Annotated in this window: 16 protein-coding genes and 1 tRNA gene; 9 read left to right on the forward strand and 8 right to left on the reverse strand. The window is 69.8% G+C overall.

From position 1 onward, the window contains the following. Window positions 1-95: 95 nt before the first annotated feature. Window positions 96-392 (reverse strand): WhiB family transcriptional regulator, encoded by a 297-nt coding sequence (locus tag AB0F15_RS40775; protein ID WP_360282492.1) that lies wholly within the window; start codon window positions 390-392, stop codon window positions 96-98. A 344-nt stretch (window positions 393-736) separates the two neighbouring features. Here AB0F15_RS40775 and AB0F15_RS40780 point away from each other — a divergent pair, with 344 nt between their 5' ends. Next, window positions 737-2926, forward strand: coding sequence for a transglycosylase domain-containing protein (locus tag AB0F15_RS40780; RefSeq protein WP_360282494.1), 2190 nt, complete (start codon window positions 737-739; stop codon window positions 2924-2926). Window positions 2927-2983: 57 nt separating this feature from the next. Here AB0F15_RS40780 and AB0F15_RS40785 read toward each other — a convergent pair whose 3' ends face one another. Beyond that, window positions 2984-3262 carry a hypothetical protein gene (locus tag AB0F15_RS40785; protein WP_360282496.1) on the reverse strand — a complete coding sequence of 93 codons (279 nt, stop codon included), beginning with the start codon at window positions 3260-3262 and terminating at the stop codon, window positions 2984-2986. Window positions 3263-4425: 1163 nt separating this feature from the next. On the opposite strand from AB0F15_RS40785, the gene AB0F15_RS40790 reads away from it, so the two are divergent. Continuing rightward, window positions 4426-4866 carry a hypothetical protein gene (locus AB0F15_RS40790; RefSeq protein ID WP_360282498.1) on the forward strand — a complete coding sequence of 147 codons (441 nt, stop codon included), beginning with the start codon at window positions 4426-4428 and terminating at the stop codon, window positions 4864-4866. Between the two features lie 87 nt (window positions 4867-4953). Here AB0F15_RS40790 and AB0F15_RS40795 read toward each other — a convergent pair whose 3' ends face one another. Then, window positions 4954-5424: a hypothetical protein gene (locus tag AB0F15_RS40795; protein ID WP_360282499.1), complete on the reverse strand. Its 471-nt coding sequence runs from the start codon at window positions 5422-5424 to the stop codon at window positions 4954-4956. A 548-nt stretch (window positions 5425-5972) separates the two neighbouring features. Here AB0F15_RS40795 and AB0F15_RS40800 point away from each other — a divergent pair. Together AB0F15_RS40800 and AB0F15_RS40805 are read left to right on the forward strand one after the other, a co-directional pair. Continuing rightward, complete coding sequence (locus tag AB0F15_RS40800) at window positions 5973-9848, forward strand: hypothetical protein (RefSeq protein ID WP_360282501.1); 3876 nt, start codon at window positions 5973-5975, stop codon at window positions 9846-9848. A 9-nt stretch (window positions 9849-9857) separates the two neighbouring features. Beyond that, on the forward strand, window positions 9858-10316 hold the full coding sequence (locus AB0F15_RS40805; RefSeq protein ID WP_360282503.1) for a hypothetical protein: 459 nt from the start codon (window positions 9858-9860) through the stop codon (window positions 10314-10316). Between the two features lie 28 nt (window positions 10317-10344). Here AB0F15_RS40805 and AB0F15_RS40810 read toward each other — a convergent pair whose 3' ends face one another. Both AB0F15_RS40810 and AB0F15_RS40815 read right to left on the reverse strand, forming a co-directional pair. Beyond that, window positions 10345-10575 carry a hypothetical protein gene (locus AB0F15_RS40810; protein ID WP_360282505.1) on the reverse strand — a complete coding sequence of 77 codons (231 nt, stop codon included), beginning with the start codon at window positions 10573-10575 and terminating at the stop codon, window positions 10345-10347. Beyond that, the gene (locus AB0F15_RS40815) at window positions 10572-11603 is read right to left on the reverse strand and encodes a hypothetical protein (protein WP_360282507.1); all 1032 of its coding nucleotides are present in this window, start codon (window positions 11601-11603) and stop codon (window positions 10572-10574) included. Before AB0F15_RS40815 ends, AB0F15_RS40810 begins: the two co-directional genes overlap by 4 nt. Window positions 11604-11658: 55 nt before the next feature. Here AB0F15_RS40815 and AB0F15_RS40820 point away from each other — a divergent pair, with 55 nt between their 5' ends. Then, window positions 11659-12546 (forward strand): SGNH/GDSL hydrolase family protein, encoded by an 888-nt coding sequence (locus AB0F15_RS40820; protein WP_360282509.1) that lies wholly within the window; start codon window positions 11659-11661, stop codon window positions 12544-12546. Between the two features lie 9 nt (window positions 12547-12555). Further along, entirely contained in the window at window positions 12556-13029 is a 474-nt protein-coding gene (locus AB0F15_RS40825; RefSeq protein WP_360282511.1) for a hypothetical protein, read from the forward strand. Window positions 13030-13073: 44 nt separating this feature from the next. Here the strand turns inward: AB0F15_RS40825 and AB0F15_RS40830 are convergent, their stop codons facing one another. Then, window positions 13074-13577, reverse strand: coding sequence for a hypothetical protein (locus AB0F15_RS40830; protein WP_360282513.1), 504 nt, complete (start codon window positions 13575-13577; stop codon window positions 13074-13076). Window positions 13578-13580: 3 nt separating this feature from the next. After that, window positions 13581-20279 carry an RHS repeat-associated core domain-containing protein gene (locus AB0F15_RS40835; protein WP_360282515.1) on the reverse strand — a complete coding sequence of 2233 codons (6699 nt, stop codon included), beginning with the start codon at window positions 20277-20279 and terminating at the stop codon, window positions 13581-13583. 277 nt (window positions 20280-20556) lie between these two features. Between AB0F15_RS40835 and AB0F15_RS40840 the strand changes: the two genes are divergently transcribed. Next, window positions 20557-21498, forward strand: a complete 942-nt coding sequence (locus AB0F15_RS40840; protein WP_360282521.1) for a metallophosphoesterase — start codon at window positions 20557-20559, stop codon at window positions 21496-21498. A gap of 29 nt (window positions 21499-21527) precedes the next feature. Next, window positions 21528-21601: transfer RNA gene (locus AB0F15_RS40845), tRNA-Pro, on the forward strand. 52 nt (window positions 21602-21653) lie between these two features. Here AB0F15_RS40845 and AB0F15_RS40850 read toward each other — a convergent pair. Further along, window positions 21654-22424 carry a methyltransferase domain-containing protein gene (locus AB0F15_RS40850; RefSeq protein WP_360282517.1) on the reverse strand — a complete coding sequence of 257 codons (771 nt, stop codon included), beginning with the start codon at window positions 22422-22424 and terminating at the stop codon, window positions 21654-21656. Between the two features lie 39 nt (window positions 22425-22463). Between AB0F15_RS40850 and AB0F15_RS40855 the strand changes: the two genes are divergently transcribed. Next, window positions 22464-24314, forward strand: a complete 1851-nt coding sequence (locus tag AB0F15_RS40855) for a prolyl oligopeptidase family serine peptidase (RefSeq protein ID WP_360282519.1) — start codon at window positions 22464-22466, stop codon at window positions 24312-24314. Window positions 24315-24388: the final 74 nt, after the last annotated feature.

The following is a 24388-nucleotide window of genomic DNA, read 5'->3' on the forward strand; positions in this document are numbered from 1 at the left end:
GCGCGACATCGGCGTGAAGCTCGCCGGCTGAGCCGCACTTTCACGTGAAAGTGCCGCCCGCAGGTGGTCACTTTCACGTGAAAGTGCCGCTTCGGTCACCCGACCTCGACGCGGTCCCCCGCGTCGCGCTTGGCCGCTTCGAGCAGATCGGCCCAGCTCTCCACGTCCGGGCGGCGGCGCAGCAGCGCTCGCCGCTCCCGTTCGGTCATGCCACCCCAGACGCCGAAGTTGATCCGGCCGTCGAGTGCTTCGGCGAGGCATTCCGTGCGGACCGGGCAGCCCAGGCACACGGCCTTGGCCCGGTTCTGCTCGGCACCCCGGACGAACAGGCCGTCCGGATCGGCGTCCCGGCAGGACGCGTTGATTCGCCAGCTCGACTGGTTGGTTTCCATACCCCCAGCTCCCTACCCTGGTGATCGACGCACCAGCGGGGAAAGGCACTGCGCGCCCTGCCCCCGCGAGCGTGTCTCCCTCAGCTCACGTCGGTTACCCGGGCACCTCCCCGGTGCCGGTGCCGCCGGATGGACCACGTGAGCTCCCACCCGCGTTGATCCATCCGTCGGCTTTTCTTCGTGAGACGTTGACGGACTGTAGGGGCCTTCGGTTCCCCCCGCCAAGCCCCAGAATGCCTTTCGTTACCAACCGTCACCAAAGGGGGGCGGTTTTGTCACTGATCTCACCTCTCCGGAGACACGGCGTCACCGGCGCCCGGCTCACTCCGGGTAGCCTGGCCCTCGTGCGAAAAGCGGATGGTTTGTTCAAGCTCATCGGCCTCTGCCTGCTCGCGGGGGTGCTCGTCGCCGGCATGCTCTTCCCGGTCGTGGGGGCCGCCGGTGTCATGTCCAACCAGGCCAGCGAGACGGTGGAGAAGACCTCCTCCGACCTCGCGGACATCCCTCCGCCACTGGTGACGACGGTCACCGACAGCACCGGCAAGCCGATCGCGACCCTGTACGACCAGTACCGGCTGCCGATCACCGAGAACCAGATCAACGAGGCCATGAAGTGGGCCCTGGTCTCGGTCGAGGACAAGCGGTTCTACGAGCACCACGGCGTCGACTGGCAGGGCACGCTGCGCGCGGCCGTCAGCAACACCACCGGCGCCGACACGCAGGGTGCCTCGACGCTGACCCAGCAGCTCACCAAGAACTACCTGATCAACGTCGTCTACCGGACCGACCCGATCGGCCAGAAGAAGGCCCAGGAGCAGTCGATCTCCCGCAAGCTCAAGGAAGCGCGGATCGCGATCCAGCTCGAGACGAAGCTGACCAAGCAGCAGATCCTCGCCAACTACCTCAACATCGTCGAGTTCTCCCGGCAGATCTTCGGCGTCGGCGCGGCGGCGCACGCGTACTTCGACACGACTCCGGAGAAGCTCACCGTGCCGCAGGCGGCGCTGCTGGCCGGGCTGGTGAACAACCCGATCAACAACGACCCGTGGAAGCACGCGGACAAGGCCACCACCCGCCGCAACCTGGTGCTGGACCGCATGGTGGACAACAAGAAGCTGGCGAAGGCCGACGCGGACCGCTTCAAGGCCGAGCCGCTGGGCGTGGTCCCGGACGGCCCGAAGAAGCCACCGGCCAACTGCATCGGCGCGGGCCCGGAGTCCGGGTTCTTCTGCCAGTACGTCGAGGACTACCTCCTCAAGGCCAGCGGGATGACCAAGGACCAGCTCTACACCGGCGGCTACACGATCAAGAGCACGCTGGACGAGCGCGCCAACCACGAGGCGAAGGTCTCGGCCGAGAACCAGGTCGACAAGACCCAGCCGTACATCGCGAACACGTTGTCGTTGATCAAACCGGGCAAGGACCGGCACGAAGTCGTCGCGCTGGCGGCGAACCGCGACTACGGGCAGAACCAGGACGCCGGCCAGACGACGTACACGCTGCCTGCGGGGGTCTACAACACGGGTGGCGCGGGGTCGACGTTCAAGATCTTCACCAGCGCGGCGGTCCTCGACAAGGGGATCGCGGGGATCTACTCACCGGTGGAGATGCCGGACAGCTACACCTCACACATATTCTGGACCAGCAAGAGCGGGTGCAGTACCACGCCGACCGGAAAGCCGGCCAGTTACTGGTACTGCGTCGGAAACGCGGGCGACTACAGCAAGGCCGCCGCGAATGCGACGCTCCAGACCGCACTCGCCACATCCCCGAACACGACGTTCGTGGAATTCGAAGACAAGCTCGGCAGCACCGCCCCGGCCATCGACATGGCGCACCGGCTGGGCCTGCGCGACACGATGGCGAGCAACATCGGTGGCGGACCGGTCGACCCGAAGTCCCCGGACCAGAACAAGAACAAGAGCCAGGCCGCGACCTACGGCCCGACCGGCAACAATCCCGGCTACGGTTCGTTCACGCTCGGGTTCAGCCCCGTGAGCGGCCTGGAGATGGGCAACGTCGCCGCGACGATCCTGTCCGGCGGCGTCTGGTGCCCGCCGACGCCGATCGCGGGAGTGACCGACCGCAACGGGAAGCCGGTGGCGATCAAGGAAGCCCCGTGTGAACAAGCCGTGCCGGAAGGCCTGGCGAACACCCTGGCCGTGGGCATGAGCAAGGACGACCTGCCGGGCGGGACGTCCTACAAGGCCGCTGCCGAAGTCGGCTGGGACCGGCCGATCATCGGCAAGACCGGGACGACGCAGGCCAACGTCTCGGCGACGTTCGTCGGCGGCACGCCCCAGCTGGCGGGCGCGGCGATGACGTTCAAGTTCGGCGGCGGCAAGGGCGGTATCTGCGACGGCGGCCCTGGCCGGGTCAGCCTCTGCCCAGGCGGCCGCGACGGCAACATCTTCGGTGGCCACGCCCCGGCCCGGACGTGGTTCGGCGCGATGAAGAACATCATGGACGCGAGTCAGCCGCGAATGGACCTGCCGCAGCCGGACCCGCAGTACATGGGCGGCCCGGGCCGGTAGTCCCGGAACCGAGCGGGCCACGGCAAGAACCGCCGTGGCCCGCTCGGCCGTTTCCGCTCAGCAGTGCGCGATCCCCGGCGCGGGATCGTGCCCGGTGGACAGCCAGTAACCCGTCACCCAGCCGCTGGTGAAGACCGGCACGGCGTTCTCGTCGTGCTGGTACAGGCCGTAGTACCAGACGTTGTCGCCGTTGATCGTCTCCCCGGTCGTCCAGCAGTCGAGCCCGAAGGGATAGTCATTGGGAATGGTGACGATGTAGCCGCTCTGCGAACTCGCGCGGGCCCGCAGGTTGACTGACGTGAGCGTGTTCGCGCACGAGGTATAGGAGCTGTCCATCCAAGAGGGACACGACGTCACGCTTTGTGTCGAATCGGTCGAGGCCGCCGCAACTCCGCCGAACCCGGACAAAAGGCCAACAATTGCCGTCACCGCGGACAGCTTTCCGAAAACACGCATAGTGGTCTTCCCCTCGATTACTGTCCGGCCCGAAAGGCCGGGAAATCAGGAACGAGTCACCAGAACTTGGCAACTTTTGAAGCCTGCTCAGCAGTGCCTGATCTGCGGCGCCGGGTCGTGTCCGGTGGCCTGTGCCAGCGCACACCACGGCGCAGCCTGGAAGCCACACGTGTAAATGCATTCAGCGGAGCTCCCGGATGCCACCGCAACGTCGGCCGTGGCGGCCATCAGCACCATTGAGGCGCCGATACCCGCCAATGCTCGCAGGAGGTTCCCCATTCAGACCAGCCTCCCTGATCCGCGAGCCTGAAAGCCGCGGCTTGCCGAAAGAAAACGGACATAAAGGGGCGAGGGGCATGGCCGTCGGTCCGGTTGACCCACCGGCACCATTCCTCCCCGGCAAAAGTTACCCACGCTTCACAACTCTTGATCAATCGCCCGTTCGAGTGATGAGGAGCCCGCAGCGACACGCCGGATCTCGTGACCACGGATCACCCTTCCAGCCCATTGATCACCAACACTCTCTTGCTGTTTACTGCCATGACCTCCAAATTCCACCAGTTTCATCGATGCGCGCCTCTGCGGAGCAGAAATGCGTCGTTTCCGAAGAGCCAAATTCCTCTGTCTCACCACCGTCGCGTTGACTCTGATCGGATCGGTCGCGCAGGCAGCACCCGATCCCGACGGCAGACCGTCGCCGGCCGCCGCTGCGACCACTGCGCCACCGGTCGAGCTGCCTACCACCACTCCCGGCCGGCGCAACGAATTGCTCGGCAAGGACCTGGGCTCAAGGTGACGTTCGCGAACCCGGGGACGGCATTCGACACTCACGGGATATGAGGACATACCTCATGGTTCCACAGCGTTTCGCTCAGCCCGGACGGCGACGGCGACTTCCACAACGGTGACAAACCGACGCCGTTCTGCATTCCTTGGACCAATTGGTGCCTCAGCCGGGAATCCTTCCACCCCAACGGCAGCGGAGCCACGGGGTACGCCCAAGTTCTGCAGAACACGCTCAGCGCGATCGGTTACCATGGCTCGTGAGTAATTCCGCTGACAGCACGCGTCCCCGAGCAGCCAGGACCACCGCCTGGCTGCTCGGGGGCGCGCTCATCCTGGTCGCGGCGGTCTTCCTCTGGGTTGCGTACGGACCGGCCGGAGCCGACCGGCGGGCGCTCGAGACGGCGTCGGAGGCTTCCCGGAATCAAGCCGGGGAAGCCGTGGGCAGGCTTGTCACCGCGGCACACGAAGGCGCTCTCACGGATGCCCGGATCAACCGCGCGATGGGGTTGTCGACCGCCGAAGTGCGCAGCATCCGCCGGCTCGACTCGGCGATCGTGGTGACCGCGGAGGTCCACGCCGTCACGTCGGGCGCGTTCGGCACGCTTTCGGCCGATCCCTGCTACGAGTACGACATCACCTTGCCCGTCCGGAACGAGAGCAGCATCAATTTCCACGAGATCCCCTCGTGCCAGACGTAGGAACTGCTGAAGACGGTCTCCCCAGGTAGCCGTCACGAAAGCCGGAAGGGGCCCGCGGCTCGCGCGGGCCCCTTCCGGCTTTCCGGCTCAGAACCAGCCGGTCAGGATCTGCTGTCCGTTGTGGTAGCCACCCGCGCGGAACACCCAGCTGGTGCTCGGGTTCGTCAGCTGGGCCGCCGAGGTGATGCTGGCCTTGTTCTTGGGGTTGCCGAAGGGCCCGCACTGGAGCCAGGTCCGGCCGCCGTCGCGCGACCAGTCCATCCACACCGTGCCGGTCACCGGCACGTCCCAGGTGCCGTTCCACAGCTCGGCGTACCCGCGCGTCCGCCCGCCGAACGTGCCGAAGAACAGGTTCACCCGGGTTCCGTCGGACCAGTAGAGCTCGGGCCCGACCGGGCGGTAGTCCGCCGCGCCGTCGTCCGAAATGTCGACGAAGCCGTTGGCCCCGCCGGCGCAGTCGGCCGCGCTGGCCGACGCCGTCCCCACCGGGACGACCACGGCCGCCACCGCGGCGAGCACGGCGGCCAGCGCCGCTGCCTTGCCGGAAATGATTCGCATCCAGAGCCTCGATTCACCGATGGGCAGGAAAGTCCGGAACCACAGTAAACGAGAGGCGAGAACGAGCCGACAGCTCAATGAACGGCGCCCATTGCGGGACACCGACCCCCTCCTCCCGAACGGAGCATAGCGGCGGCCGACGACCTTCCCTCAATCCGCCGTTCGAGTGGCGACCGGCGCGCACGACGATCTTCCCGGGCCAGTGGCCAGTCACCCGGTCAGCCCTTGATCACGTCAATTCCCACCTGTTAGCGTCACACGCTGCGGCGATGCCACGCAGGCCGTCGCGGTCACCAGCCCTGGGGAGGGGGTGAACGGCTCCGGCCCGCGTCCGGCCCGAGTCGCACACATGTTCGGTTCCGAGTCGCAGCGACACGTATTCGCCATTTCAGAATTCGAACATTTCGCCGATTTCCGCCTGACCTAGTCCGGCTTCCCGCGGTTTACCCGCGTTTCGACGACCGCCCCCAGGGACTCATTCCCGTGCCGGTCTCCGCCGGCCCGGACTTCCAGGAAGGCACGCGCACATGCGCAAGGTCCACAGACCTGTGTGGCAGCCCCTCGCGGCGGCCGTCACCCTGATCTCCGCTCTCACGGCCGGGCAGAGTCCCGCGTCCGCCGCGACCGCACCCCCGCCGCCCGGTGCTCCGCAGCCGTCCGATTCGTCGATCCCCCTCGGCCAGCGCGCCGGCGTGCTCGGTTCCGGCTGGGCCGGCTCCCCCGACCGCGCGGTGACCACCGTGGGCGACACCTCCGGACTCCACGTGCTCGTCGCCGACGCGAAGGACGGCTACGCCTGGCGCACCGCCGCGACGCTCGCCGAGCCCGGCGCCGAAACCAGCCAGTGGATCGGGCAGGACTGCGTGACCGGCTCGGGCCGGTTCGCCGCCGTCGTCTACGCGCCGCGTGAGGCGGTGAACCGCGAGGAGCGGTTCCACGCCGGCGGGCTCGCCGCCGTCGTCGACCTCGCCAGCGGTGCCGTGCGCAAACTTCCGTTCACCGTGAACCTCGCCTACTACAACCCCGGTTGCGGCGCAGGTGACCAGGTCGTCTTCACCCGCAACCTGACCGACGGCGACACCTACGAATCGCGGCTGGTGACGGTCGACGCCCCCACCGCGCAGGTGGTGCGTCAGGTCGACGCCACTGGGCAGGTCACCTCCGCGGTGCCCTTCGGCGACGGCATACTGGCCGCCGCGGTGGACGGCCTCGCCACCGTCGGAGCCAACGGGAAGCTGCGGCACGTCGCCGACACCGCCGACACGCCGTTCCGGTTGAGCGCGGACAAGGACGGCGGTGTCGGCTACGAAGTCCGCACGAAGGCGGGAACCGAACTGCGCCGCTACACCCTGGCCGGCGACACGCGGATTGCTTTGGCACCGCTGGATTCCGTGCGGCTGAGCCAGGTCGCCGGGCACGTCGTCGTGCAGGGACCGGCCGCGGCCCGGCTCACCGCACCGCTGCCCACCGGCTGGCAGGCCGCCGACGTCCCGGCCGGCGCAAGCCTGTCGACGACGGGCGCGCTGGCCGTGCTGTCCGCCACGAACGTGCACAGCGCGCCGGACCACCCCGGTGCCGCGTCGCCGGTCGAAATCGAAGCGCAGGTGCTGAAAACCGGTGCGCGGCCGAAGTTTTCCGTGCACCCCGACGCGCTGGTGCCGTCGGCCGGACGGGCGGCCTCGCCGGCGATCGGCGCGCCGGCCGCCACCGGTCAGCGGGCCGCCGTCGATCCCTCGACCACGACGACGGACCCCGACCGCGCGTGCGCGGTGCCCCGCAACGACCCGAAGATCCAGTCGCTGCAGGCCACACCCGAGATGGCCGAGTGGGCGGCCGACCTCGCGGTCAAGGGGCAGCTGACCGTCCAGCGCCCGGCCGGCTGGAACGGCTCGACGCTGCCCGCCTACACCCCGCAGGGCCTGTTCCCGTTGCACGCGCTCACCGGTGGCGGGCAGGTGCCCGCCCAGGTGCTGCTCGGCGTGATGGCCCAGGAATCGAACATGTGGCAGTCCGGGATGAACACCGTCGACGGCGAAAGCGGCAACTTCAACCAGGGCGGCTTCTACGGCAAGGGCGTCGGCGTCGACAGCGTGAACTTCGGCAACGTCGACTGCGGCTACGGCGCGACCCAGGTGACCACCGGTATGAAGGTCAGCGAAGGCACCTCGGTGTACACGCCGACGCAGCAGGTGGCGCTGACCGTCGACTACGCGGCCAACATCGCCGCCGGGCTCAACATCCTGATCGACAAGTGGAACCAGATGAAGCAGGTCGGCATCACCGTCAACAACGGCGATCCCGCCAAGATCGAGAACTGGTGGTACGCGCTCTGGGCGTACAACAGCGGCTGGCACGCACCGGGTGAAGTGGCCGGCGTCTACGGCCTCGGCTGGGCCAACAACGTGGCGAACGAGGACTTTCCGCCCGACCGCCAAGGCTTCCTCGACGACAGCTACGACGATGCCAAGACGCCCGGCCACTGGGCCTACCCCGAGCGCGTGCTCGGCTGGGCGAAGCACCCGCTGGTGCGGCTGGACTGGAAGGCCGGCACCTACAATCCCGCCTACCGGCCCGCGCTGTGGCCGGGCAGCGGCACCCCGCAGCGGCCACCGCTGGGCACCTTCTGCAGCACCGCGGTGCAGTGCGACATGACCCAGATCCACAAGCCGTCGCAGTACCCGGACGATTCCGGAAGCCACTGCTTGCGCGACGATCTGCGCTGCTGGTGGCACACGTCGGTGAGCTGGACGACCTGTTCGACCGCGTGCGGCGACGAGAGCGCGAACTACACGCCCGGCACGCCCGAGCCGGTGCTAGCCGCGTCGAAGGTGCTCTACCGACCCGACTGCGGGGGCGCGGCGGAACTGCCCGCCGGCTCACTGATCATCGACGACGTCCCCGGTGACGTCACGACCTACCGCGGCTGCAACAAGGACTGGACCAACCACGGTTCCCTGACGTTCAAATTCGCCGCCGACGGCCAGGGCCACTACCCGTCGAAGATCGACTTCCACCAGGTGGACGGCGGTTTCGGCGGCCATATGTGGAGCGCGCACGCGTGGAACGGAGCCAACGCCAACAACGCGAAACACAAGATCAACGGAACCTGGACACTGAACCAGCAACTCAACGGCTGGGCACGGGTCCTGGTGTACATCCCCGATCACCGGGCGCGGATGCCGCAAGCGTTCTACACGGTGGGCGGGTCCGACTCGACATCGCCGACCCGCTCGATCGTCGAAGGCAACTACCTCGACGACGGGCGCAATCCTGCGCCCGGACACTGGGAGTCGCTCGGAGCGTTCAACTTCACCGGCACGCCGAGCGTCTCCCTGGACAACTTCACCCACGCCCCGGTGGACAGCGCCTGGGACGAAAAGTACGAAGGCGTTCGCGACGTACCGTGGGACGCCGTCGCTTTCCAGCCACTTCCGGGGAAACCGGGTGACCAGGTCGTGGCGCTCGGCGACTCGTACGCCTCCGGCGAGGGTGCCAGCGGCGACCCGGTGAACGGTGTCTGGAGCTACTACCGTTCGAGCGACCACGACGGAAGGGACGCACACGGCGACGACCCGAAACTCCGCGATGCCTGTCACCGGTCACCCAGTTCCTGGGCACGGCAGGCGGTTCTGCCCACCAACACCGGCCGGACGATCGGCGCGCGGGCCGACGCCCTCGATCCGACGCTGGACTACCACATGTCAGCCTGCAGCGGTGCCACCACCGACATGCTCCTGCCGGCTGCGAAGCCGAACGACTCCGGGCAGTACCAGGAAGGCAGGCAGCTCGATCAGGGCTACCTCGACCAGAACACGTCGCTCGTGACCTTTTCCATCGGTGGCAACGACGCCAAGTTCACGGCCGTGTTCCAGAAATGCGCGGCGCCGTTGCCGCAGGACTGCCCGAACGCGGTCATGGACGGGGACACCGAGCCCTTGTCAACGGCCGAACCGAAACGCATCGATCAGGTCGGCGTCAGCCTGCGGAACGTCCTGAACGCAGTCAAGCTCAAGGCTCCCCACGCGAAGATCCTCGTCATGGGCTACCCGATTCTCATCGAACACAACGGTCAGTGCATTCCCACTCTCGGCACCGCGGTCGAAGGACCGTGGCTCGTCACGATGAACAACAGACTCGACGACGTCCTGCGGAACACGGTCACCGACGGCCGCGCAGCCGGTATCAACGCCACGTATGCCGATCCCCGGGCGGCTTTCGCCGATCACGGGTTGTGCGCCGACAACGGCTCGACTCCGCAGAAGGTCAGCTATATCCACAACGTCGTGCTGTCGCTGACCAGAGGGGACGACACCTCGGTGCGCTGGGGCGACACGGGCATCATCTCGGCGCAGTCGTTCCACCCCACGCTGGATGGTGCCCGGACGTACGCCGACGTAGCCACCGGGGCGATCTCGGCGATGTAGCCTGAAGGTATGCGGAAATCGGCGCTCTCGGCGGTGTTGTGCGGCTTGGTCACGCTGTGTTGCACCGCTTGCGCCAGCTCGTCGGAAAAGGCCCGCGCGACCTCCACCGAGGCCGCGCGGGCCGCCGCGCAGAACGCATTGCAGCAACTGCGTGGCGCCGACAAGGACCGGTCCTCACTCGAGGCGGCGATCGAAGGCATCCGCACGGCCCAGCCCGGCTCCAACCTCGTGTTGCGGAAGACCGCAGCCGATCGGGGCCGGTTCGGCGTCGACTTCGCGTTCCTGACGTCGACCGAAGCGGGGGGCGGCGGCGATTACACCAAAGTCGCCGTGCGGCTGTGCGTTTCGTATTCCGGTGATGTCGGCGTACCCGGTTCCGTCGTCGTCGTGGATCTGGCCTGCCCACCCGGCCTGCCGGACAAGGTGGGCAGCGTCCCGATCTCCGGCGACGTGCGGCTCTCCGGCTGAACGCCGCGCTCGGCCAACGCTCCGGTGGTCAGCCGCCGGACATCGTGGACAGGATCTGCTCGTTCCACCAGTAGTAGAGCTGGTCCAGTTCGTCGGCGTTGGTCACCTTCTCCGACTTCAGCAGGCCGGCCGTCAGGTTCTGCCCGTCCGTCCACAGGAGAATTGCCGGGTCGCCGAGGTAGCACGTCAGGAAGTCGCCCGGCAGCGGATTGCGTGTCTCGGCGCGGTAGTACGTGCCCCAGATGTTCGGCGCCTTCAACGACGGCAGGCGCCTTGGGCGTCGTTTCGGGTCAGCCCCTTCGCCTTGACGATGGTCTGGAAGAACGCGTCCATCGAGCCCGCGTCCGGGAACCGCATGAAGCGTGCGCCGGTGGGCTGGTTCAGGATGACGTTGCCGGACCTGACGTCACCGACGTTCGAGTCCACGCACTGCACCGCCGCGACGGCGCCCGCGTCCGGTTCGGCGTCGGCGCAGGCGGCGTTTCCCTTGTACGCTGAAGGAAGCGCGTCGGACAGCTTGGTGTCGTGCGGCGGCTTCGATTCCGCGGTGGGCTTCGACTCCGAAGTGGACGAAGTGGACGGTGGTTCGGTCGGCGGGGTCTGTGTGTCCGGTGTGGAGCTTCGGGCGTCGGCCGTGGGGGTCGACGGTCCCGGCCCGCCCGTCTGCACCGCGTGGTCCCGTGTCACGACGTAGGTGATCACCAACGCCACCACGACGACTCCCGCCAGCGCGGCGCACAGCGCGATCCACCGGTTCCGCTGCGACTTCGGAGGGCGGCCCGGCTGGGTGATCGGCAGCGGTCCGGTGAACGGGCCCGGGAGCGGTGCGGAGAACGGGCCCGGGTGCGGGGCCGTCGGGACCGGCATCGGACGCGGCGGGGTCATCGGCGCCGGAGCGGCGTTCGGCACCAGGCCCGGCAACGTCTTCTGCCACGTCGGAACCGGCGGCGCCGGCACGGTCAGTGCCGCGCGGACGGCGTCGGCGAACGCCCCCGCGGTCGGGTACCGGTCGGCCGGGTTCTTCGCCATCCCGCGGGCCACCACGGCGTCCAAGGCCGGCGGCAGGCTCCCGAGAGCACCGGCGGCGGCGCGGTCAGGTGCGCGCCCATCTGCGCGACCGCGCCCCTCGGCTGGGAACGGGCGGCGGCCGGTCAGGCATTCGAAGAACACGCACGCCAGCGCGTAGACGTCGACGCGCCCGGCGACCGGGGCGTTGCCGAAGCGTTCCGGCCCCATGTAGTCGAGGTGCCGATCACGTTGCCGGTGCCGGTGACCGCCGGCTTCCACGTGCTCGGCCCTCGGCGATTCGTACGCCTCGGGTGAAGGCGCGAGCGGCGACCCGGTGAACGGCGTCTGGAGCTACTACCGCAGCAGCGACCACGACGGCCGGGACGAGCACGGCGACGACCACACCATGCGCGACGGCTGCCACCGCGCCCCCGGTTCGTGGGCGCGGCAGTCCTTCCTGCCGGACAACACCAGCCGCACGGTCGGCTCCCGCGCGGACTCGTTCGACCCGACGCTGGACTACCACATGTCCGCCTGCGCCGGAGCGACGACGCGGAACCTGCTCCCCGGCGGATCCGGGCAGTACCAGGAAGGACAGCAACCCGACCAAGGCTTCCTCGACCAGTACACGACCCTGATCACGTTCTCGGCCGGCGGCAACGACGCGCGGTTCACCGGCATCTTCAAGCAGTGCATCGCGTCGATCACGGTGTGCCAGGACCAGGTGTTCGAAAACGACGGCGAGCCGCTTTCGACGGCCGAACCTAAGAAGATCGACCAGATCGGCCCGGCGCTGCAAACCGTGTTGTCGTCCCTCCGGGACCCGCGGCGGGCGCCGAACGCGAAGATCCTCGTAATGGGTTATCCGGTTCTGCTGGAGCTCGACGGCGAGTGCTTCCCCGGGATCGGGACCCCCGAAGCACCGTGGATCAACGAAATGAACAACCGCCTCGACGACGTCCTGCGTACCGCGGTGGCGAACTCGAGGGCGGCGGGCATCCCGGCGACGTGGGCGGATCCGCGGCCGGCGTTCGCCGGGCGGGGTGCCTGCGCGGACGACCGGGCCGGCGCACCGAGCGGAACGGAGCTGCTGCACCGGAGCGTGCTGACGCTGACCCGGGGTGACGCCCCGGCGCTCGTCTCGCAGCAGACCCTGCACCCGACCGTGCAGGGAGCCCAGGTCTACGCGCAGGTCGCCACCGCGGCGATCAGCGGAATGTAACCTCGGGAGGTGATCTTGCGGGCGGGACTGGCCGGGCTGTGCGGCGCGATCGCGGTGGCGACGTGCTGCACGGCTTGTACCAGTCCCGCCGACGAGCTGCGGCCGACGGCCGTGAAAGCGGCCCGGGACATCGCGGCGAAGGCGCTGACCCGGCTGCGGGCGGCGACCCCGCCGATGCCGGCTTCGATCGACCGGGCCACCACGGAGATCGTGCCGGAAGCGAACTACGTCGGCGGCACCGTGCTGCTCGGCAAGGATGTCCCGGCCACCGGGCGGTTCACCGCCCGGTTCGCGTTCGTCACCCTGGTGGGCAACGGCGTTTCCGGGCAATACGAGCAGGTCGCCGGGCGGCTGTGCGTGTCCTACTCGGGCGACCTCGACCACCCCGGCACAGTGGAGATGGCCGACCTGACCTGTCCTCCCGGGCTGCCGGGCCCGGACAACGGCGTCCCGGTGGACCGGGAAATCAAGCTCGCCGACTGAACGCACCGGGCAGCCAGGCGGACTTACGCAGGCTCACGGCCGGGTTACACCGTCCCCTGGCTCATCGACAACAGCAGTTCGGCGTCGAACCCGTCATCGACTTCGACGTACGGTTGTTCGCCTTCGTGCTCGGCCCAGAACGTCTGGTTGCCCACCCACTCGGGATCCTCGGTGAACGACCGCGACACCGTGATCAGCGCGGTGATCGCCGGCGCGTCCGGAACGGATCGGACCTGCTCCAGTACCGCGCGGCTCAGCGCATAACCGCGGCGAAGCAGCAGCGCCGCCCGTTCGGTGCCACGCGGGAGATCGAGGTCGTGCACGGCACGGCCGTTGACCGCCGCTTCGTAGCCGGTCAGGTCGTCGAACGCGGCTCGCTGACCCGAGTACGACCGGCGCAGGGCCGCCAGCACCCAGGCGCCATCGGGCTCCCGAGCCCAGCCGGCCGTCAGAATTTCCGCCGCTCCGGGCGGCAGGTCCGCCGCGGTGACGGTGTCCAGCCTCGCCCGCTCGGCCAGTTCGCGCATCGGGCCGGTCATGATCAGCATGGCTCAGTTCCCCAGAATCTTGAGTCCCTGCTGGATCCCGCGCTGGAATCCAGGGTCACTCGCCAGTTGTTTGGCCAGCTTGCCCGGCAGGCCCTCGAACTGACCGGTTTCGAAATTGTACTGGCACTTGGGGATCCGGCCGCTCTGGTCCTGGAAGTGCAGCTGTCCCGCCCGCTGCCCGGGGTTCGGGTTTTCGACGTCGATCCGGTACTGGCCCTTGTTCCAGGTCGTCGTGCTCGTCGTCCGGGTGCCGTTCTCCCCGATCATGGGCTTCTTCGGGGAACTGCCCGAGCTCCCGCCGGAGCCGCGGCCCGAGTTCGCCGCCGCGTAGAGCCCGCCGGCCAAGCCGACCCCGGCCGCCGCACCGGCCCCCGCGGCCGCGAGTCCCGCGCCGGCCCCGACGAGCACGCTCCCGCCGCCGACCACCGCGACGAGGCCGAGACCGCAGGGCTCGGCGACGAAACAGATTCCGGCGCCGAGCACGGCACCCGCGATCCCGAGGCCGGTCGCCAGGTCACCCCAGAAACTCAGGCCCGTGATGTCGGTGAACGTGGTCGGGTTGCCGCCTGCGTACACATAGGGCTGGCGGGTCTGCGCCACGAGCGGATCGACCGTCAGGAACTGGGCGGTCGCCGGGTCGTAGTACCTCGCCCGCAGGTACAGGAATCCGGTCTCGGCGTCGGTGTACTGGCCCGCGTACTGCAACGGCGACGTCAGCGTGCCCGAAGCCGTGGCCACGCCGTAGGGGGTGTAGGCGTAGGTCCCGCCCAGCGCGCCGGCGGCGGTGAGCAGCCCGACGGTGGAGCCGAGCTGGTCGTGCACGAAGAACGCGATCCCGCCCGGCCCGCTCTGCTCGATCGGCAGGCCGCCGGGCCCGTAGAGGTAGCTCGTCGTCCCGTCGAAGAGCAGGCTGGGGACCTCCGCGCCGTCCCAGACGTACGAAGTCGTCGCCGGCCCCACCGTCTTGGCCATCCGCAGGCCGTCACCGTTGTACCGGTAGGTCGCCACGCCGGTGTTCGACGTCAGCCGGCCGGCCTGGTCGTACCCGTAGGTCTTCGTCCCCGCCTTCGTGCGGTTGCCGAGTGCGTCGTAGGAATACGTCGTGCTCGCGTCCGGCGCGGTGGCGCAGGACGGCGAAGCGACGGTGCCGGCCGGCAGCGTCCAGCAGAGCCGGCCCGCCGGGTCGAACGCCTGGGTCGCGGTCCCCACCTTCACCGGGTTGTCCGCCGCGTCGTAGGTGAAGGTCGCCGCGCCGGCCGACGCCAGCTGCTCGCGGGGGGTGTAGCCGAAAGCCTGTGCCGGCCCGGAACCGATGGTCTGCGCGGACAGCTGACCGGCGTTGTCCCGGCCGTAGGTGAGTGACACCACGGTCGTGCTGCCGGTGACGGCGGTGGTGCCCGTCAGAGCGCTCCGGTCGTCGTAGGTGTTGGTGACCGTGGTGCCGCTCGGATACGCGGTCGTCCGCACCTTGCCGGTCTTGGTGTACCCGAACGTCGTGGTGTTGCCGGCGGTGTCGGTCACCGCGTGCAGCTGCCCGGCGTCGTCGTAGCCGCGCACGACCGCCTTGGCCTGGCCCGGGTACGTCGTCGCGATCTCGTTCCCGTTGTCGTCGTACCCGTGGAGCACCGTGGCGCCCGAGCCCTGCTTGGCCGCGGTGAGCTCGCCGAAAGTGTTGTAGGCCCAGGTCGAGTTCCCGGTGCCGTCGGTCATCGAGATCCGGCGGCCCACGGCGTCGTAGCCGAAGGTCACGTTCGGCGTGACACCGTCCGAGTAGGACAGGGACGTCGCCCGTCCGATCGCGTCGTGGACGTAGGTCGTGACGCGCCCGGCTGCGTCGGTCACCGTCTTCGGCCGGCCGGCGGGGTCGTACGACGTCGTCGCGACACTGCCGGCGGCGTCGGTCCGGCTCGTCTGGCGCCCCTGTCCGTCGTAGCCGTAACGGGTCACCGCTCCGAGCCCGTCCACGGTGTCGGAGACGGTGCCGTCGGCGTTGTAGTGCGTGAGCTTGCTCGTGCCGTCGGCCTGGGTCTCCTGCACCAGGTGCCCGTCACCGTCGTAGGCGCTGGTGGTGGTCCGGCCGTTTCCGTCCGTCGCGGACACCGGGAGGCCGTCGGCGTCGTAGCCGACCGAGGCGGCGTGGCCGAGGGGATCGACGGTTCGCGTGCGCCTGCCGTGCGAGTCGTTGTCGTAGGTCGTGGTCTTTCCCTCACCGTCCACAACGGACGTCGGGAACCCGCGTGCGGTGTCGTAGCCGTAACCGGTCCGGTTCCCGACCGGATCGGTCGACGAAGTCACGTCGCCGAAGACGTCGAAGGTCGTCGTGGTGGTCTTGCCCATCGGGTCGACCGATCGCGTGCCGTCACCGGGGTGTGCCGCGTCGTCGTAGAAGAAACCGCTGGTGCGGACGGGCTCCGGACCGAAGTTGCCGGTGGTCGATTCGACCACGTTGTTGGCCTTCGTGATGGTCGAGGACGTGAGCACGCGCAGCCCGCTCACCCCGGACGGCAGGTGGTCGGCTTGGTCGTAGGTGTTGACCGTGGCGACTCCGTCGGGCGCGATGACCTCGACGAGGTTGCCGGCGTCGTCGTAGGCGTAGTTCGTCGTGTAGCCCAGTGCGTCCGAGGCCGAGATCCGGTTGCCGTGGTCGTCGTAGGCGAAGGTCTGCACCCCGCCGGCGGGGTCGGTCTGCGTCGTGACACCGAGCGTGACCGGGTCGTAGGTGTAGGACGAGGTGCCCGCGTCCGGCGTGCCGTAGCCTCGCGTTTCGCTGACCAGCAACCCGTTCTGGTAGGTCTGCAGGTCCTTGTGCCCGGCCGGATCGGTCACCAGGACCTGCCCGGCGGTGAGCCCGCCGTCGGGAGCGTAGGTGAACTTGGTGGCCCGGCCGTCGGGATCGGTCTGCACCGTGACGCGCTCGGCCGCGTCGTAGGTCATCGACGTCACGGCCGATGCCGGACCAGCGAAGTTGCCCGGGGTCCGCATGGAAGTCATCAGGTGCGTGCCGGACGCGTACGTGTAGCGGGCGTGGTCGTCGTCCCGCAGCACCGGTGCCCGGGTGGTGCCCACGCCGTAGACGTCGGTGAGGTTGCCTTCGCCGTCGTAGCCGTAGGTGACCGAGCGCCCGGTCTGGTCGGCCACCGCCGTGATGTGGCCGCCGGTCCAGGTGAAGGTGTACGTCCGGCCGCCGGGGTCGGTCGCGGTGGAGAGGTGGCCTGCTCCGTCGTAGGCCAGCGCGGTCCGGTAGGGCGGGTTCGCCTTGCTGCCGGTCAGGTCCGCCAGCGACAGCAGCCGGCCGGTCGCCTGGTCGAAGGTGAGGATCGTGGTGCCGCGACGGGTGTAGACGTACGTCGAACCGCTCTTGACCAGCGTCGCGTCGTAGCGGGGCGCGGCCGGCGCGTAGGTGCCGTTGCTGTTCACGAAGGCGACCGCGGACCCGTCCTCCTGCCGGACGGTGACGTTGCCGGTCGCGCTGTCGGTGGCGGCGGACATGTTGTAGGTGAACGTCCAGCCCCAGCCGAAGGGCCCGTCGGCCGCCAGCGCCTTGTTCGGCCCGTTCGGGTCGGCGATGCTCTCGGCGTAGCTGCGGGTGACCTCCAGTGGGACACCCCGGCCGGGCGTGGCCAGGTCGGTGAAGTCCTGGCCGAAGTAGCCGGTGCTCGTGTCGACCGGGTCACCCGCCGTCCGGCGCACGCAGCCGCAGGCGATGAACGCCGGGTTGCTGCCCTTCGGCGCGTCCTGGATCCCGGGCGGTCCCCCGATCGGCGAGCCGGGCGTGCCGCCCTGCGGGATGAACGCCACGGCGTCGAACGCCACGTCGTAGTCCGAGTTGTTCACGCCGCCGGTCGTGGTGGAACTGCCGTTGTTGTTCAGGACGACGTTGCCGCCGTTGGTCATCGCGAACGTGCCGATGGTGACCCACTGCTCGGAGTTCCACGCCTGGTTCACGCGGATCCGCCACGGGCTGACGCCTCCACCGGGGTTCATGGTGTAGACCACGTTGGTCGCCTGGGCACCGAGCCCGGGCAGGTGCAGCTTGATCTTGTAGTACTGCAGGCTGGGCAGGTTCGGCGTCCACGTACCGGTGTTGATCAACGCCGGGTTGCTGCCGTCCTCGGTGTGGCTGAAGAGGATGTGGCCGCCGAGCCCGGTGCCGAGCTGGTGGGTGTCGATCGCCCCGATCGGGTCACCGGCGGAATTGGTGCCGTAGGTGTAGGCGAAGGTCCCGCTGCCGGTCCAGTTCGCCGCACCACAACCCTGCAGGTTCAACCGGTTCGGCTCGTCGTCGACGATGATCGCGTTCCCCGCGACCTTGCTCGTGTCCAGCGTGCACGTCGGCGGGTTGCGGGTCGGGTTGGCCGGTTCGGCCGAGCCGGCGCCGACCGCGTAACCGCTCGTGGCACAGGTGGTCGCGCAGGTACCGATCCACGTCACGGGCTGGTGCCACCAGCACTGGAAGTCGTCGAGCAGGCAGTGGCTGGCGCCGGGCGTCGTCGGGTTGGTGTTGACCGGATCGCAGTGGTTGTCCGCACTGCACATCGCGGTGAACGGCGCGGGCTGCACCCAGGTGCGGCCGCCGTGGTACTCGGGGGTCGCGTACGCGCGCGACCCGTACCGCAGCAACGGGCTGGCCATCCAGCCCAGCACCCGCTCCTGGTACGGCCAGCTGGCCGGGTGTGCCGCGTCGGCGTAGGTGTCCTGCAGGTAGGGGTCGCGGTTGGGCGGGTAGTCCAGGTTCGCCGGGTTGTTGGTCCAGCCCAGCCCCCAGGTGCCGTGCGGGCCGGTGCAGGACGGGCCGGGCGTGCAGCCGGTCGTGTTGCCGTTGGCCGCGTTCGGCTGGATACCGGAGTTGTAGGCCCAAGCGGCGAAGTACCAGTTCTCGAGGTAACGCGGGTCGCCACCGTTGGCGGTGATGCCGTCGGTGTAGAGCTGGTTCCAGGTGCTCTCGAGGATCTGCAACCCGGCGGCCAGGTTCTCCTGGTAGTCCATCGCCACCTTGGTCTGCCCGTTGACCGAGTAGACGTGGTCGCCGGCGTGCATCCCGGTGGTGACCTGGCCGAGGCCGTAGCCGCAGTCGGAACCCGCGTAGTTGATCGACTTGATGTCGCCGCCCGCGCCGTAGTAGTCGGCGACCAGCGGACCGCCGGCGGTCCCAGCCGGGGCGTGCCACGACGCCTGCGACCAGTTCGACTCCTGGGCGACGATGGCTTCGTAGACCGACCGGGGCACGGTGTTCGCCGTGCTGCCCGCCGGGTGGGATAGCGGGATGAGGGGGAAGTCGCTGTTGGGCGCGTAGGCGGCGAGGCCGAGGTTGGCGAACCCGGCAGGCCGGGTGTAGGCGGAGCCGGTCAGTAGTCCCTGCTCGGCCATCTGGATCGCCCAGTTCACCTGGGCGGGGTTGGGCTGCATGACCTGGCGGTTCGCGTTGAGCCGCGGCACCGCGCACGTCGGTGTCTGGGTGGCCGCGGCGGTCTTCGGCGCCGCCGTCGCGCTCGGCGAGGCGTCGCCGTGCGGTTCCGGCTTGCCGATCGGCGCCGCCACCAGACCCGTCGTGGATGCCGGGGCGTAGGCGGCCGTCGCGGTCGTGGTGCGCGCCGGTTCGGCGGGGCGCGCCGGGGTGAGCACCTTCCCGGTCCGCGTCGCCAGCATGGCCGGGGTGTCCTTGTTCCCGTCGGCGTCCGGGCCCGCGAGCGCGTCACCGTCGAGGGACGACGCGGTGGCTCCCCGCACCAGCCCCTGGTCGGAGACGGCTTTGACGTGCGCGGCCGACAACGTCCTGGTGTCGGTCGCGGTCGCGCCGGCCAGCACCGCACCGCCCGCACGCCCCGGGAAGAGGTGGGTCCGCTCCAGCGCCCCGGTGCCGAGGGACGTGGTGACCCCGCCCTTGGCCAGCATCGCCGTCGCCGTGCGGGTGCCGGCCTGGGTGACCAGGTAGGCGACCCCGCCCGGGACCGGGCGGAGTTCGTAGGCGTCCCCGGCGACCCTGGCGACGGGGCTGGTCCGGCCGTCCTTGCCGACGGTGACCAGCTGCCGCCCCTGCACGCCGACGATTCCGGCGTCGGACGGCACGGCCGAGGTGACCTGACCCGGCACGGTCACGGAGACGTCGATGGTGCCGCGGGCGAGGTCGGCCTGCAGCAGGCCGGTGTCCCGGTCGTCGGCTCCGGTGTCGAGGGTGAAGACGGCCTTGGCGGCGGCGCCGCAGCCCGGTGAAAAGTATTTCAGGCCCACGCCGCTGGCCAGCGGGTGAACGGAACTGTCGAACAGGTCGACGGAATACGCGAACGCTCCGTGGTCCCGGGCGGCCTGGTGGTTGACGGCCGAGCCGGGCAGGATCGCCACCGCGGCGTACCGGCCGTCACCCGAAAGGCATTGATAGCCGGTCCACGACGATTCGTCGCGGCCCGCCGGGCGCAGAAGCGCCACTTCCCGCCACGCGAATCCGGCGGCCTCCCGGCCGAGCAGCAGGTGGTAGCCCGCCGCGTCCCCCCAGCCGTCGAGCGCGACATCGGACGAGGTCGCGGCCCGGTCGCCGAAGTCGCCGGCGACCGGCGCCTTCGCCACGGCCGGTGCCGTCGGCGTGGCCTCGGCCGCCACCGGCCGGGCCGTTCCGCCGGCGAGCGCGCACACGCTCAGAAAACCGACGACCGCGCCGAGCTTCGACCGCCTCTTGGACGCGCGCGCACCACTGACGCTGCCGAACATGAATTCCCCCTCTTGCCTTTCACGCAGAGCGCGCGAAAGCGCCACGGCGGAGGTTAAGGATCACCGCCACCGGAAAGCAAGAGACCAAAGGCTGGACCGATCAACCGGGCAAAAACGTGACCATAATTGCGCGAACACCACACTGATCACATATCGGACAAGTCACTCGGCAGGTCCCAGCGGCCGGGTCCCGGAACGGGACGAAGTCATCCCACCGTCGAGCACGTATCCTGGTCCCGTGAGCACGCTCAGTAACGCAAGCACGTCGGGGGCGGCCGTGAAGCGCCTCGCGGCGGGAACGCTGGCGCTCGGCGCCGCGACCGTCGGTTACGCCGTCGGCATCGAACGGCGCCGCTGGACGCTCCGCACCGCCGAACTGCCGGTGCTGGCGCCCGGGGCCCGGCCGTTCACCATCCTGCACGTCTCGGACCTGCACATGCTGCCCGGCCACCACAGCAAGCAGCGCTGGGTCGCCGCGCTCGACGAGCTGAACCCGGACCTCGTCGTCAACACCGGCGACAACCTGTCGCACCGGACGGCCGTCCCGTCCGTGCTGCGCGCGCTGGGCCCGCTGCTCGACCGGCCCGGCGTGTTCGTCTTCGGCAGCAACGACTACTACGCGCCCAAGCCGAAGAACCCGGCCCGGTACCTGATGCCGCAGGGCAAGAAGAAGCGCATCCACGGCGTCCAGCTGCCGTGGCGCGACCTGCGTGCGGCGTTCGTCGAGCACGGCTGGACCGACCTGACGCACGTCCGCCGTACGATCGACGTCGGCGGGCAGCAGGTGTTCGCGGCCGGCGTCGACGATCCGCACCTGCGCCGCGACCGCTACGCCGACATCGCCGGCCCGGCCGACAGCGGCGCGGCCGTCCGCATCGGCGTCACGCACTCGCCGGAGCCGCGGGTCCTCGACACGTTCGCCACGGACGGTTACGACCTGGTCCTGGCCGGCCACACCCACGGCGGCCAGCTCCGGCTCCCCGGGTACGGCGCCATCATCACCAACTGTGACCTGGATCGCAGCCGGGCGCGGGGGGCGTCGCGGTGGGGGGCGCACATGTGGCTGCACGTCTCCGCCGGGTTGGGGACGTCGCCGTGGGCACCGGCCCGGTTCGCCTGCCCGCCGGAGGCGAGTCTGTTGACGCTGGTCCCGCGCGGATCGGAGTCGTCGGAGCCCCGAAAGGCAGCCCGCCGCAAAGCCCGCGACAACGTCCGCTAGACTTCCTCACGACCCGTTAAGCAGTACCTCGGGGTGTGGCGCAGCTTGGTAGCGTGCCTCGTTCGGGTCGAGGAGGTCGTGGGTTCGAATCCCGCCACCCCGACGAGTAAGAGCCGGTGTCTTCGGACACCGGCTCTTCTGGTTTCCACGCCGGTTCACCGCGTGGCCGTCACCTCGACCCAGCACTGGCTGAAGTCGCCGTCGCCGCTGCGGACCCATGTCAGTGCCGAGCGAGCCGCACTCGCCAGCTGGTCGCGGTCGCGGCCGAACTGCGGGTCCGCCACCGCCTCGCCCAGCCGGGACTCCACGTACTTCGCCAGGCCGCGGTACGTCATGTCCTCGCGGTAGCGGGCGCGCGAGGCGATCTCGGTGAAGCCCGCCGACGCGCAGTGGTCCGCGATCGTGCGGCCCGCGAACGGGTCGCCGCCCGCGCGGCGGCGCAGCAGGTAGTGCCCGCGCAGGGCCGCGTCGACGTTCGCCGTCTTCGGGCGCAGGCGGGCCTTGCTCCAGTCCGATGTGGACAACGCCAGCCTGCCGCCCGGGCGCAGCACCCGGTGCAGTTCCGCCAGCGCGTCTCGCGGAGCGGCCAGGTGCTCGAACAGCGCGTGGGAGAACGCCACGTCCACGCTGCCGTCCGCGAAGGGCAGGTCGTACGCCGACGCGACCACGAAATCCACTGTGGACCTTCCGGCGCGGCGGGCCGCCGCGCGGGCACGCTCCACCTGGCCCGCGTCGCGGTCGACGCCCGTCACCCGGGACTCCGCGGCCAGGCCGAGGGTGATCGAGCCGGGGCCGCAGCCCAGGTCGACCACCCACATGCCCGGCCGGAACAGGGGCTGGGCGAACGTCGCGCGCTCCGCCGCCGTGCGCGCGGACATCATCGACACCGCGTCTCGCCCGTAGCCCGGCGCGTAACCCTCCAGCACCCCGCACACAGTACGGCCAGAAGGTGGCAGGATCGAGGGGTGAGCACGCAGTCAGCCAAGCAATTCCCGCCCGCGGTGGTCCCGGACCGGCTGTTCGACGACGCCGAAGCCGAAGCCCGCTGGCGCGCCCGCTTCCACGCCCCGCGCATCTCCGTGCCCGAGTGGGCCCGCGACGCACCCGAAGCCAACGTTTACGTCTCCAACGCCAGCGGTGTCTGGGAGGTGTACGCCTGGAACCGCGCGACGGACGAGCACCGGCGCGTCACCGACCGGCCCAACGGCACCCTGCACGCCACGCCGTCCCCGGACGGCGAGCAGATCTGGTGGTTCGACGACACCGACGGCGACGAGTTCGGTTCCTGGGTCCGCGAGCCGTTCGCCGCGACCGAGGGCAGCAAGCCGGAGAAGGCCGTCCCGGACGTCCACGACGGCTACCCGGCCGGCCTCGAGATCGGCACGCGCCTGGTCGCGATCGGTGTCTCGACCGACGACGGCAGCGAGCTGTTCGCCCGGGTCGGCGGCGAGACGCGCCGCTTCTACAGCCACCCGGACGACGCCGGCATCGCGTCCCTGTCCCGCGACGAGAGCCTGATCGCGATCTCGCACTCCGAGCACGGCGACTCCCGGCACCCCGCGCTGCGGGTGCTCGGGACCGACGGGTTCGGGACGGTCGCGGAAATGTGGGACGGCGAGGGCAAGGGCCTGTCCGCGCTCGAATTCTCGCCGCTGCCCGGCGACCAGCGGCTGCTGGTCCTGCACGAACGGCGGGGCCGCGAAGAACTGCTCGTCTGGGACGTCCGGGCCGGCACCGAGACCGAGATCGAGCTGGACCTGCCCGGTGAGGTCGTCGCGGGCTGGTACCCGGACGCCCGCGCGCTGCTGGTCGTCCACTTCCACGAGGGCCGCAGTTCGTTGTACCGCTACGACCTCGACACCGCCGTACTATCCTCTGTGGACACGCCGGCCGGCCGGATCGGTGGCGCGGGCGTCCGCCCGGACGGCACGGTCGAGTACTCGTGGTCGAGCGCCGCCGAGCCTGCCGTGGTGCGGGCGCGGGCCACCGACGGCACCGACTCGGTCCTGCTCGAGCCGCCGGGCGACCGGGCGCCGGGGTCGGAACCGATGACCGACGCGTTCGTCGAAGGCGTCGGCGGGCGGATCCACGCGCTCGTCTCGCGGCCGTCCGGTGCGCCGGACGGCCCGCTGCCGACGGTGTTCTCCCTCCACGGCGGCCCGCACGCGGCGGACGAGGACCGCTTCTCCGCCTACCGCGCGACCTGGCTCGACGCCGGGTTCGCCGTGGTCGAGGTCAACTACCGCGGCTCGACCGGCTACGGCTCGGCCTGGCGCGACGCCATCGAAGGCCGCCCCGGCCTGACCGAGCTGGAGGACGTCGCCTCGGTCCACGACTGGGCCATCCAAAGTGGACTCAGCGATCCGGCGAAGTGCGTCGTGAACGGCGCTTCCTGGGGCGGTTACCTGTCCCTGCTCGCGCTCGGCACGCAGCCGTCGCGGTGGGCGGTGGGTATCGCCGGCGTGCCGGTGGCGGACTACGTCGCCGCGTACGAGGATGAGATGGAGCAGCTGCGCTCGTTCGACCGCGCGCTCTTCGGCGGCTCGCCGGAGGACGTGCCCGCGGTGTACCGGGAGTGCTCGCCGATCACGTACGTCGACGCCGTCACGGCGCCGGTACTGGTGCTGGCCGGTGACAACGACCCGCGCTGCCCGATCCGCCAGATCGAGAACTACCTCGACCGGCTCGGCGGCCGCGACCTGCACCACGAGTTCTACCGCTACGACGCGGGCCACGGGTCGCTGGTGATCGCCGAGACGATCAAGCAGACGTCGATCGAAGTCCACTTCGCGCTGCGGGCCCTCGGCCTGCGCTGACGCAGGACGCCGAGCGCTGGCCGTCCACGATCGGGTTCGCCGTGCTGCTCCTGCTGGTCTGCCTGGCCGCCCGC

Source organism: Amycolatopsis sp. NPDC026612 (assembly GCF_040638285.1).
Taxonomy (GTDB): domain Bacteria; phylum Actinomycetota; class Actinomycetes; order Mycobacteriales; family Pseudonocardiaceae; genus Amycolatopsis.